Here is an 11,366-nt window from a genome sequence, read left to right as displayed (position 1 = left end):
CATTAAGAAAATGAAATCTAAAATATATATCCTACTTATTAGTGTTTTTCTAGCGGTTGCCTGCAACGATAAAAACACAGAAAGTAAAAAAGAAAAACCGGAAGCCGGGGAGCATTCTGAAAAAGAAGGTGAACATAAAGAAGGCCAGGAAGAAGCACACGAAGAAAGCGAAACCGCGGTAGAACTGACTTCGGAGCAATTTGTCATTGGCAAAGTGGAGCTGGGTAATATTACTTCTAAAAATCTAAGCAGTGTTATTGCAGTAAATGGCTTACTCGATGTACCGCCGCAAAACCTGGTATCGGTGAGTGCCCCTTTAGGCGGGTTTGTGAAAAGCACGGATTTACTCCAGGGGATGCGGGTTAAAAAGGGTCAATTGGTCGCTATGGTTGAAAACCCGGAATTTATATCCATTCAGCAGGACTACCTGGAAAGCAAAAGCCAGTTAGAGTTTCTGGCGTTGGAATATGAACGCCAGAAGGAATTAGCCAGGGAGCAGGTAGGGCCGCTCAAAAACTTACAGCAGGTAACGGCGCAATACAAAGCGATGCAAAGCCGGGTAAATGGCCTGAAACAACAACTGGCGCATATTGGGCTTTCACCTAGCCGGGTGCAGGCGAATAGAATAACCCGGACGTTGCCGGTGTATTCGCCTATAAATGGGTATGTAACCGAAGTAAATACCAACCGGGGTAGTTATGTAACGCCCACGGATGTGATGTTTAAAATAGTCGATACGGACCACTTACACGTGGAGCTGACGGTATTTGAAAAAGATATAACCAAGTTAAAAGTTGGCCAGAAAGTGCGCTTCACCTTGCCCAATGAATCTGGCCGGGAGCGGATGGCCACGCTGCATTTAATCGGTCGGGAAATTAGTGCCGAGCGTACCGTGCGGGTTCATGCCCATTTAGACCGGGAAGAAGAACAGCTAATCCCTGGTATGTACGTGAAGGCATTTATTGAGCTGAATCTGAATACAGTACCGGCTTTACCGCAGGAAGCAATCGTACAATCCGAGGGGAAGGATTACATCTTTGTTTACAAAGGAGAGCGTACCGAAGCCGGCGAAAAAATGCGCGATTTTGAAATGATGGAGGTACGCAAAGGGGTAACCGAAAGCGGTTACACGGAAATAATTGAACCGGCTAATATTCAGGAGCAAATTGCGGTGAAAGGTGCTTATTCCTTACTGGCCAAGATGAAGAATACCGAAGAAGAAGGTGAGGGCCACGGTCATTAATTATATAAAAATGCGACCAGATTTAGATACAACCCTAACCCAGAAAAATATCCGGCCCACGGCCATGCGGTTATTGGTATTGGATTATTTACTTAACCAAACCGCTGCCGTTTCACTGAATAATCTGGAAACCTATTTTATGCGTTCGGACCGGATTACACTTTACCGGACTTTGAAAACCTTTGAGGAAAAAGGATTAGTTCATAGTATAGATGACGGCAGTGGTTCGGTAAAATATGCCCTGTGTCCGGATGATTGTTCAACTGAAGAACACCACGATTTACACGTCCATTTCTTTTGTAACCAGTGCCGCGAAACCTTTTGCCTTCCCAAGTCCCACATTCCGGAAATTGCTTTACCGGAAAACTTTAAAACAGAGGAAGTCAATCTGATGGTGAAAGGGATTTGCAGTAAATGCACCAGGTAATATGCAATGCAGTTGCAGGTTATCCGGATTTATCTTTGTCTTAGAATAAAATAGATACTATGAAATTCAATTGGGAAATGCCGGAAAAGTTGGTACCCTTCTACCAGCATGAATTGAGTAAATACCAGGAAAATTTATTAAAAGGTGATTTTATGCAGGCCTGGCCGTATTTGGAGCGGGCTCATATTTTAGGCCAGCCCTATCCTAGGGAACATTCTGCAGTCCATTTTGAAATGCTTCTATTTGGTATTAAAACCCGGAATATAAAAGAAATATTCGGGCAAATACCCCGGTTGCTCGTTGGAGGCGTAAAATCCTGGGCCGGAACCATACCTGTCGGGAACACCGGTGGAGCCAATGTAAGGCCTTGGAAACCCATGCCAATCCCGAATGATTTGCAACAAATAATCAGACAAGCTTCTAGTAATTAAATTAAAAATAATGACCCCAACTAACGATAAAACGCCAAGTGCGCCTTTACAACCCATGGAAATAACTTCTCCCCGGACGGCGGAGCAGCCAGGGCCTACCAAAGCCATTTCCCTTTCACCGGAGCCGGAACACGAAGACCACGGCAGCAGCTCTTATATTCCGACTATTATAAGTCTGGTTTTGCTGCTTACGGGCATTGGATTGGACTATTTTAAAGTTGACTGGTTTACCGGGTATATCAGGATAGCTGTTTTTGGCGTAGCATATTTATTAGTAGGGGGCAAAGTATTACTCCATGCGGTTAAAAACATAGCGAAGGGCGAAATCTTTAATGAGTTCTTTTTAATGGGTTTGGCCACCATCGGCGCGTTTTATATTGGCGAATATGCCGAGGGAGTAGCGGTGATGTTGTTTTATGTAATTGGCGAGCATTTCCAGGAAGCAGCGGTCGCCCGGTCGCGTAAATCAATAAAAGCCTTGATTGATAACCGGCCGGAAATTGTCGGCTTGGTGCAGGGAGGTCAAGTTACGCCGGTAAATCCGAAAGAAGTAAAACTAGACGATATCATTGAAATTAAACCCGGCGAGAAAGTTGCCTTAGACGGCGAATTACTTACCGAACAGTCCTCGTTTAACACCGCAGCGCTCACCGGCGAATCAAAACCAGATACTAAAAGTAAAGGTGAAAAAGTTTTGGCCGGGATGATTAACCTGGACCAGGTAATTCAGTTAAAAGTTACCTCAACTTACGAGAACAGCGCTCTATCCAAGATTTTGGAGTTAGTAGAAAAAGCCAGTAGCCAAAAAGCTAAAACCCAGCAATTTATTACCCGCTTTGCTAAAGTTTATACCCCGGTGGTAGTATTTCTGGCCATTGGTCTCACTATTATACCTTATTTCTTTGTTTCTGATTATGTTTTTAATGACTGGCTTTACCGGGCCTTAATCTTCCTGGTAATTTCCTGCCCCTGCGCCTTGGTAATCTCGATTCCGTTGGGATATTTTGGCGGAATTGGCGCTGCATCTAAAAACGGCATCTTGTTTAAAGGCTCCAATTACCTGGATTTAATGACTAAGATAGATACTGTGGTAATGGATAAAACAGGCACCCTAACCGAAGGCGTTTTCCAAGTGCAGGAAGTTCAGGTTAATGGCTTAGATAAAACCGAGTTCCTGAATCTTACCGCAGCCCTGGAAAGTAAATCTACCCACCCGATTGCCTTAGCGGTTGTAGCGCATGCTGGTAACAGCTACCAAAAGAAAAACATTTCGGAGGTAGAAGAAATATCCGGCCACGGCTTAAAAGGTAAAGTAGATGATAAAATGCTGTTAGTCGGCAACGGGAAATTATTAAAGAAATTCAACGTAGCCTATCCGGCTGAAATAGATGCCATTGTGGAAAGTATTGTGCTCGTGGCCATCAATAACCAATATACCGGTTACATCACCATTGCCGATAAAATTAAAGAAGATGCTAAAGCCTCCATCGAGCAATTACGGTCTTTGGGTATTAAGACCATTGTTATGCTTTCCGGGGATAAAGATTCTATTGTGCAGAAGGTGGCCCAATCCTTAAACATCGACCAGGCTTTTGGCGGGTTACTTCCGGAAGATAAAGTAAGCAAGGTAGAAGCCTTGAAAAAGGTAGGTAAAAATATTGCTTTCGTGGGCGATGGTATCAATGATGCCCCGGTTATTGCGCTGGCTGACGTAGGCATTGCCATGGGAGGCTTGGGTTCGGATGCCGCTATTGAAACTGCCGATGTGGTGATTCAAAACGACCAGCCTTCTAAAATTGCTACGGCCATTAACATCGGTAAAAGTACGAATCGGGTAGTATGGCAGAATATTGGCTTGGCTTTCGGAGTAAAAGCGTTAGTGCTGGCTTTCGGAGCTTTTGGAGTTGCTTCTATGTGGGAGGCTGTTTTTGCCGATGTAGGAGTAGCGTTTTTAGCGATATTAAATGCGGTCCGAATTCAGCGCATGAAATTTTAATCAGTTTATTTTAATTTAATAATAAAGCCTTTTACATATTGTGAAGGGCTTTTTTGTTTAAAAATGGGTTAAACAAATTAATATTATTACAAATTTAGAGTAACCTAAAAAATAATTTCAAGTAATATGTTTAAATTGTTTAGGTTTGCTTAATAATTAAAAGAGGTGGTTTAACCTCCTGTGTATGAATAAAATATTTACTTTATCCTTACTTATATTTCCTTTGTTTTCGTGTTTTGCTCAAAGCGGCTCTGTAAAAGGGAAGATTTCTGCTAATGGCGAACCGCTGCCTTATGCCTCCATTGGAATTATCGGTACTCAACTGGGGGGTACTTCCAGCGATATAGGTTTATTTGAAATTAAGAATGTTCCTCCGGGCACCTATGAATTAGGAGCCTCCAGTGTAGGTTTTCAGAATTTAAAAATTCCCGTTACCATTTCTGCCGGGGCAACTGTTACCTTAAATATTACGCTTTCCGAAACTACTTCTAAACTGAATGAAGTGGTAGTAACCGGGGTAACACGCGCGACCGAAGTAAAAAGAAGTCCTATTCCCATTGCTACTATTTCCAAGAAAGAAATAGATATTAATATTAACAGCAATATAATTGATGCCATTGTGAAAGGGGTACCCGGCGTAAGTGCTACCAGTACTGGACCCAATATTTCAAAACCCTTTATCCGGGGTTTAGGCTATAACCGGGTTTTAAATATGTACGACGGTGTTCGGCAGGAGGGGCAGCAATGGGGAGATGAACACGGCACTGAAGTTGACCAGTACGGAATTGAAAAGGCAGAAGTAGTAAAGGGGCCTGCTAGTTTAACTTATGGCTCCGATGCATTAGCCGGCGTTATCAATATGATTCCGGCAGTACCCAAAGGCGTTGATGGCGTGCCTAAAGGTGATTTACTACTGGATTATCAAAGTAATAACGGGCTGTTTGCTAGTTCTCTGGGTACCTCTTATTCTAAAAATGGCTGGCGGTATTCCGTCCGGGGTTCGCAGAAAAGAGCCCACGATTACCGGAATAAAATAGATGGGTATGTGTATGGCTCTGGTTTCCGCGAATACAATTTATCCGGTACGGTTCGGGTAGATAAGTCTTGGGGTTTTTCGCAACTGTCTACTACTTATTACAACAACCAACAGGAGATTCCGGACGGCAGCCGCGATTCGTTAAGCCGCAAGTTTACTTACCCCATTTTTGATGATGCCCGCGATGATATTAAAAACCGGCCAATAGTACCGGAAAGCCGGTTAAAATCTTATCAAATCGATGATTTACATCAATCTATCAAGCATTACCGGTTTTATTCCCATAACCAGTATATTATCGGGGAAGGAAATATTAATGCTACGTTAGGTTTTCAGCAAAGTAACCGCCGGGAATTTTTATCGCCGGTTAACACCGGGCAGGCCGCTTTGTTCCTGGTGTTAAATACTGTGAACTACGATTTCCGGTACAATTTACCAGCCTGGAATGCCTTTGAAACATCAGTGGGCGTTAACGGTATGTACCAAGAGAATAAAAATAAAGATGCACTCAACTTTCCTATTCCGGACTACAACCTGTTTGATGTGGGAGCCTTTATTTTTACAAAGAAGAATTTTGGAAAAGTTGATATTTCCGGTGGAATCCGTTACGATACCCGGAAGTTAGCCTGGAATGATTTTTTCACCAGTACTAATTCCAGTAATTTAGGTCGTAGGGTAGAAGCAGCTACCCCAGGCGCTTACAACCAGTTTGCGGAATTTAGCCATCGGTACCACGGCATTTCCGGGAGTATTGGGGGAACTTATAGCCTGAGCGAACGGGTATTAGTAAAGGCAAATTTTGCCCGTGGTTACCGGTCGCCGAATATAAATGAAGTAGGAGCCAACGGCCTGGACCCCGGCGCACACATTCGCTACCAGGGAAACCGGGATTTCGTGCCTGAATTCAATTTCCAGAAGGATATCAGCTTCCTGGGTTATCTGAAAAATATGGATGTTAGTCTGGAGTTATTCGATAACAGGATTACCAATTATATTTTTCAAGCCCGCGAAACAAATGAGCAAGGGCAGCCGGTGTTAGATAGTGAAGGTAACTTATTTTATAAATATCAGCAATCTAAAGCCCAGCTATATGGCGGGGAAGCAACAGTAAACCTACATCCGGAAGTAATAAAATGGCTTACTTTTAACAATAGTATTTCCTACGTGAAAGGGTTAAATAAGAATGATAAATTAATTGAGCAATATGGTGATGCCGCCAGGTATTTGCCCTTTATTTTGCCTTTACAGGTCCGGTCCGAAGTCAGAGCCACTTTACGCAAAACCCTTGGTTCCTTCACTGGCTTATATGCCCGTGCGGAATTAAATGCTTACTCCAAACAAGAAAATATTTACGCGGTAGACAATACCGAAAAGCCTTCTAAAGCATACAACTTAATAAACGTAGGCTTTGGCAGCAATATTAAACAATCATCGGGCAGAACGTTGGCACAACTTTTTTTTCAGGTAAATAATGTTTTTGATAAAGCCTATCAATCGCATTTAAACCGGCTACGATATTTTGAATATTATCAGCATTCGCCGAATGGCCGCTTAGGTATTTATAATATGGGGCGGAATATGAGTGTTAAGGTTATCATTCCGTTTTAAATTTAGGAAAGCATATTATTTGAATCAGTTTACTTTTGTAATTGCATAATTTCCGCCGAATGGTCTTTTATTAACCTTCCGGCGTAGTTTTTCAATTCAGGGTCCAATCCAAAACGCAGGTACGCTTCGGCAACATCAATGGAGGTTTGGTGATTAATGATAATTTGGGCTTTAAACTTTGCATCCAGACTTTCTATTTGCTCTACCGCCTTTAATTGCTTGCTCATGGCATCAATGCCCATTTTTAACTTTTGATGCAAAACAGAGGCTACCCGCTCATCTTCTTTTTCCTTATCAATCCGGGCAGCCGCTTTATCTAAAAACGTTTTTTCTTCTGAATGGTGATTGATAATATGATTAGCTACTTCTTTTAAGGCCTTATTCTGACCATTTTTTATTTCTTCATTGGCTAAATTGATAGCCATATTGTGTTGAGAAATCATAAAATGCACAAAATCATGGTCGGGGTGGTTAGCGGTAATGGCAGTATCTAACCTTGTATAATTGGAGTTTTTATCAGATTTATTTCCTGAATAATTGTTTTCCTTACCTACTTTCTGGTCTCTTCTAAAGTGATTATCTGAATTACTTTGGCAGGACCAAAAGCCGTTAGAAGTTAATAAGATATAGAATAGAAAGAAGTATTTTTTATACTCATTTATCTTCATGTACAGGTATTTATTATCAAACCTCCCGATTCAAATAGAAGTACGCTAATAGTGTCTTTATAGTATTGGTTAAAGCTTTCTATTTTGTTATGAAATTAAAATTTCAAATTTTAGCTAATATATGTAATTTAAATTTTTAAAATATTATGTTAAATAACAAAACTTAAAATCTGAAAAATATGCTAAAATGAGTTAAATTTGTAGGTTTTTAAAAGGCTTATAACTTTCATTATGTTAAATAGAATTTTAGCTTATTAATAAAATTAATTGCCACTAACCCGATTCTTTTATAAGAATCAATAATTAAAATACCATTTAAAGTGAATTGTGATGATAGACCTTTTTTACTTTTTACTCTACTTTTGATTCTACATTATTAATTGTGCTAATACTAGAATGGGTATTCCTATGATCGGTACTTTGCTTATAATATTCGGCAATCAAGGACGTCACTGACCTTAATTCTTTGGCTTCTTTAGTGCCCGGCATCGCATCTTTAACTTCTTCTAATCGCAAAGAAGCTTTTTTAAATTCTTTCTTAGTTATCATTATTGCAACTTTTAAACTAGTGAATACGGACTTTAGCAAAAAAATAATACGTAAAATGGTAAATGTAAAAAACATAAATTGATACGTATAAAGCCGGAATCAACTTCCTATATTGCAGATAATTTCTATCTGTAGGATTTGATTCAAGAGATAACTATTTGGTATAAACCATTTATAAAAAGTTATTGTAAAAATCAAATCAAGGGCATTATTATTTGTATAAATTGAACGTAATACTTATTTATTAGCCAACTTTTCTTTCAAGACATTAACCTCCTTTTCCAATGCAAGTGTCCGGAACTGCACTTTTGCCTCCAAATCAGCGTAAGACGTTTTGAGTTGCTCCCGCATACTGTATAATTCATTAATATCGGTGCAGGTGCCAAACCACCGGTAAATACGGCCCAGATCATCGCGCATGGGCAAAGCCCTTGCTAAAAACCAACGCCACATACCATCGCTGACCCGTTTAAAACGGTATTCAATTTCATAAGGTTCTCCTGTAGCTAAAGAATGTTGCCATACCTGGGCTGCCCGGTCCTGGTCATCGGGATGCAGTAAATTATTCCACATTTCCGTACCTAAGCTATCGGCCACCGTGTAACCGGTAAAATCTACCCACTGTTGATTAAAAAAATCATGATACCCTTTTTCGTCGGTAGTCCATACTAATTGAGGCATAGCGTCCGTAACAAAGCGGTATTTTTCTTCTGATTGTTTGTAAGCGGTTAAATTATGCGAAGCAGTAGCATAGCCCGTGATTTCACTTGTAACAGGATCATTTAAGGTAAAAATTTGGTACATAACCGGTATCGGTTGGCCGGTTTCGAAATGCCGGAAAGCTAATTCTCCAATCCAATAACCTTGCTTTTGAACCGTCGGGAAAACCTCATTTTCCAATTTCTCGTGATAAGCCGGCATAAAGAAATCTTTTACCTGCAGTCCTTGGGCTTTTTCTAAATCAGGCAGGCCAACCATGTGTAAAGCCGCCGGGTTTAAAAAATATACTTCTCCGTTTGTGTTAGCGGCACCAATAAAATCATTTGAGCGTTGTACCAATAATGAAAGCAAAGCGTGATCAACAGGTGTATTTACATTCATTTCTAGTTTTATTTAGTTTAAACCAAAATCAGTATATTTATTATTAAATTTTACCAGAGTTAATTCCATGCCTGTATCAAAGTAAAGATTTAAATACGTATACCTGGTATCGGTGTTTATAAATAAACGGGTTATTAAAGCCTTCCAGCTTTCATTAAATACTTCAATCAGCAGGTAAGGCCGATTCATGGTCTCTTCTGTTTTCAAGGCCCAACTGCCCTCTCCTTCCGGTAGTAACTCCAAATAATCATCAGCAGCAAAAATAAACTTTATAGCGTGGGCAATAGATGCTGTTGGATCGGAAGTACTCAACTGACGAGACTCTACTAGCCAATCGCCATTAATATGGTTAAGGGTAATATTAGAAAAGGGAATATTATACATGGCTCGCAAAATTGCTGTTACCCGAAGTTGATTAAAAACCGAATATGAAACGTAAGTTTATGATATAATTGCACTTAAAATCCCCTGTAAAAAGGTATAAAACCCTTGAAAACTTTATCACTTGGCTAATGTTTTCTTTAAAATTAAAAGTTAACTACAGAGTCTAGATATTTGTTTTCAAAATGATGCACTTAAGTTCAACCCATTTCAAATAAAAATTAAAAATGCTTATCTAACAGGTTGATAAAATCAGTTGTTGCAAAAGGTTTATAGATATGGCCAGTAATATCAACGTAGGCTTTTAATTTCTCCAGGTCATAAAAACTAGCCGATGATGTTAGGCCAAACACCTTACTCGCTTTCAGATCGGTTGGTAAATCTTTATATTTTTCCAAGAAATCAAATCCATCCATGACCGGCATCTTCAAATCTAAAAGCATAAGGTCAACTTTTAGTTTATTTTCTTGAATCCGCTTAAAGTATTCTATGGCTTCTTGCCCATTTGAAACAACATCTACTTCCAGGCAACAATTAGATGTCAGAATATTTCTTTTATTAGCACGATTAGTGATTTCGTCATCATCTACCAGTAATACTCTTTCTATCTGCTTCATTAATGTTATGACCTATTTTATTTTCTGTCTATATTTAATGCTATGTACTTGCTGAAGATAATATGTTTAGCTCAATAACTATTTATTACCTATTTATGCTACTATATTCTTTAACCAAATATAATAAGAACAAAAATTATAACCAATAGTTATAATTTAGCATGAAACTAATTCAAAATCATTATTATATAAGTAGGATAAGCATACTACATATATACTAAATATATTTAGGATGCAATAAATAATAGATTTAGTATAACAAGTATATACTCATCAAACCCAAACGCTAATATAATTAGTGACAACGCCTTTGTAGATTTCAGCAAGTCTGTCTAATATATCCTGATATAAGTGATAACAAAGTTTTCATTAAAAAGGTATATGGTATAATTATATTTTTATTATTTTATTAATTGCCTCTTAATTGACAGAATTGGAATTATCTGAGGAAGAAATCTTATCATTTGATAAAGCCAAACTGGAAGAAAATCTTCTATACCTTAGGTATTTATTATTAAGAGAAAAAAGAAGCAATTGGATTAAAAAATATATAGGTTATATAAACTTGATAGAATCGAGTTTAGCTCAATATGACCTTCCTAAACATTAGCAAGGTGGCATTGCTGATTTAATCAGACGAGAAAGAATTAATAAGAGATATACCTTTGAGGTATTGTTTAGGTAATTCATATAATGGAAGCAAGCCGGGTCTTCATATCGGCTAGCTTTTCTGTTTTATCTAAAACTAAAGGCATTAGGTCAGCCGAGACCTGAGTAAACTGATCTTCATATAAAGCTTTAAATCCTTTCATGCTTTTTCTAATTCACTAATTACGGAAGATTTTAAATTTAAAAAGTTGTCAAATAATTAAAATTCGTTTTACATAAATTAATAAGCCGTTTTATTCAGTTTATCCTCCTTCAATTGCAGCTTCCCTGCCTTTATAATTTCCCATGTACAAATGAAGGTTATTAAAATTATTGTCTAACAACGGTTAAAATCTTAATGCTTTGTGAATGAAATTTTATAATAATAGTTATCTCCATTATGAGTCTTAGCTATCACCCGATAGCCTTCTTCTTGCAACTTATAAATGGTAGCCTGGGAAAGTTTTTTCTCATAAGTGGCAGCCCAACCAGAATGTTTGGGTAATTCAGCTACTAACCGTTTTATAGTTTCATACTGAAGTTCGTCGAATTCGGGCTTCTTCTTTCGAAATAAATTAAACATCCACTATAAGTTTTAATTATCAATCATTTCAATTAATTGACAAACCTTTTATACAAGTTATTTGCTTTCTGTCTGATT

At 38.7% G+C, this 11,366-nt stretch carries 12 protein-coding genes; 5 read left to right on the top strand and 7 right to left on the bottom strand.

Going from position 1 to position 11,366, the window contains the following annotated elements:
- Nucleotides 1–10: 10 nt before the first annotated feature.
- The 5 genes from ADHAQ_RS0100790 to ADHAQ_RS0100770 all read left to right on the top strand — a co-directional run bounded on the left by ADHAQ_RS0100790 (nt 11) and on the right by ADHAQ_RS0100770 (nt 6,741).
- On the top strand, nt 11–1,243 hold the full coding sequence (locus tag ADHAQ_RS0100790) for an efflux RND transporter periplasmic adaptor subunit (protein WP_026461312.1): 1,233 nt from the start codon (nt 11–13) through the stop codon (nt 1,241–1,243).
- Between the two features lie 10 nt (nt 1,244–1,253).
- A complete protein-coding gene (locus ADHAQ_RS0100785) occupies nt 1,254–1,670 on the top strand; it encodes a Fur family transcriptional regulator (protein WP_026461311.1) in 417 nt (138 codons plus the stop codon).
- Nucleotides 1,671–1,729: 59 nt separating this feature from the next.
- Nucleotides 1,730–2,101: a DUF3703 domain-containing protein gene (locus ADHAQ_RS0100780; RefSeq protein WP_026461310.1), complete on the top strand. Its 372-nt coding sequence runs from the start codon at nt 1,730–1,732 to the stop codon at nt 2,099–2,101.
- Between the two features lie 10 nt (nt 2,102–2,111).
- The gene (locus tag ADHAQ_RS0100775; RefSeq protein WP_026461309.1) at nt 2,112–4,097 is read left to right on the top strand and encodes a heavy metal translocating P-type ATPase; all 1,986 of its coding nucleotides are present in this window, start codon (nt 2,112–2,114) and stop codon (nt 4,095–4,097) included.
- Nucleotides 4,098–4,281: 184 nt separating this feature from the next.
- Nucleotides 4,282–6,741: a TonB-dependent receptor gene (locus ADHAQ_RS0100770; RefSeq protein ID WP_026461308.1), complete on the top strand. Its 2,460-nt coding sequence runs from the start codon at nt 4,282–4,284 to the stop codon at nt 6,739–6,741.
- 29 nt (nt 6,742–6,770) lie between these two features.
- On the opposite strand, the gene ADHAQ_RS0100765 is transcribed toward ADHAQ_RS0100770, so the two are convergent.
- From ADHAQ_RS0100765 to ADHAQ_RS0100735, 7 genes are all read right to left on the bottom strand, one after another.
- Nucleotides 6,771–7,409, bottom strand: a complete 639-nt coding sequence (locus ADHAQ_RS0100765) for a DUF305 domain-containing protein (RefSeq protein ID WP_026461307.1) — start codon at nt 7,407–7,409, stop codon at nt 6,771–6,773.
- A gap of 351 nt (nt 7,410–7,760) precedes the next feature.
- Entirely contained in the window at nt 7,761–7,958 is a 198-nt protein-coding gene (locus ADHAQ_RS0100760) for a hypothetical protein (RefSeq protein ID WP_157433304.1), read from the bottom strand.
- Between the two features lie 237 nt (nt 7,959–8,195).
- Nucleotides 8,196–9,059 carry a PAS domain-containing protein gene (locus tag ADHAQ_RS0100755; RefSeq protein ID WP_026461305.1) on the bottom strand — a complete coding sequence of 288 codons (864 nt, stop codon included), beginning with the start codon at nt 9,057–9,059 and terminating at the stop codon, nt 8,196–8,198.
- 12 nt (nt 9,060–9,071) lie between these two features.
- On the bottom strand, nt 9,072–9,443 hold the full coding sequence (locus ADHAQ_RS0100750; protein ID WP_026461304.1) for a hypothetical protein: 372 nt from the start codon (nt 9,441–9,443) through the stop codon (nt 9,072–9,074).
- 218 nt (nt 9,444–9,661) lie between these two features.
- Nucleotides 9,662–10,057, bottom strand: a complete 396-nt coding sequence (locus ADHAQ_RS24065) for a response regulator (RefSeq protein WP_034256419.1) — start codon at nt 10,055–10,057, stop codon at nt 9,662–9,664.
- A 686-nt stretch (nt 10,058–10,743) separates the two neighbouring features.
- Nucleotides 10,744–10,869 (bottom strand): hypothetical protein, encoded by a 126-nt coding sequence (locus ADHAQ_RS28780; protein WP_281172302.1) that lies wholly within the window; start codon nt 10,867–10,869, stop codon nt 10,744–10,746.
- A gap of 191 nt (nt 10,870–11,060) precedes the next feature.
- On the bottom strand, nt 11,061–11,288 hold the full coding sequence (locus tag ADHAQ_RS0100735) for a hypothetical protein (RefSeq protein WP_026461303.1): 228 nt from the start codon (nt 11,286–11,288) through the stop codon (nt 11,061–11,063).
- Nucleotides 11,289–11,366: the final 78 nt, after the last annotated feature.

The sequence above is a fragment of the Adhaeribacter aquaticus DSM 16391 genome, from assembly GCF_000473365.1.
Classification (GTDB): Bacteria; Bacteroidota; Bacteroidia; order Cytophagales; family Hymenobacteraceae; genus Adhaeribacter; species Adhaeribacter aquaticus.
Note: the sequence above shows the minus strand (reverse complement) of the source record. Positions and strands in the feature narration are given on the sequence as shown.

Excerpts from the sequence above, each read along its gene's own strand:
- ADHAQ_RS0100790 (WP_026461312.1), top strand. The coding sequence starts at position 11 with ATGAAATCTAAAATATATATCCTACTTATTAGTGTTTTTCTAGCGGTT.
- ADHAQ_RS0100785 (WP_026461311.1), top strand. The coding sequence starts at position 1,254 with ATGCGACCAGATTTAGATACAACCCTAACCCAGAAAAATATCCGGCCC.
- ADHAQ_RS0100780 (WP_026461310.1), top strand. The coding sequence starts at position 1,730 with ATGAAATTCAATTGGGAAATGCCGGAAAAGTTGGTACCCTTCTACCAG.
- ADHAQ_RS0100775 (WP_026461309.1), top strand. The coding sequence starts at position 2,112 with ATGACCCCAACTAACGATAAAACGCCAAGTGCGCCTTTACAACCCATG.
- ADHAQ_RS0100770 (WP_026461308.1), top strand. The coding sequence starts at position 4,282 with ATGAATAAAATATTTACTTTATCCTTACTTATATTTCCTTTGTTTTCG.
- ADHAQ_RS0100765 (WP_026461307.1), bottom strand. The coding sequence starts at position 7,409 with ATGAAGATAAATGAGTATAAAAAATACTTCTTTCTATTCTATATCTTA.
- ADHAQ_RS0100760 (WP_157433304.1), bottom strand. The coding sequence starts at position 7,958 with ATGATAACTAAGAAAGAATTTAAAAAAGCTTCTTTGCGATTAGAAGAA.
- ADHAQ_RS0100755 (WP_026461305.1), bottom strand. The coding sequence starts at position 9,059 with ATGAATGTAAATACACCTGTTGATCACGCTTTGCTTTCATTATTGGTA.
- ADHAQ_RS0100750 (WP_026461304.1), bottom strand. The coding sequence starts at position 9,443 with ATGTATAATATTCCCTTTTCTAATATTACCCTTAACCATATTAATGGC.
- ADHAQ_RS24065 (WP_034256419.1), bottom strand. The coding sequence starts at position 10,057 with ATGAAGCAGATAGAAAGAGTATTACTGGTAGATGATGACGAAATCACT.
- ADHAQ_RS28780 (WP_281172302.1), bottom strand. The coding sequence starts at position 10,869 with ATGAAAGGATTTAAAGCTTTATATGAAGATCAGTTTACTCAGGTCTCG.
- ADHAQ_RS0100735 (WP_026461303.1), bottom strand. The coding sequence starts at position 11,288 with ATGTTTAATTTATTTCGAAAGAAGAAGCCCGAATTCGACGAACTTCAG.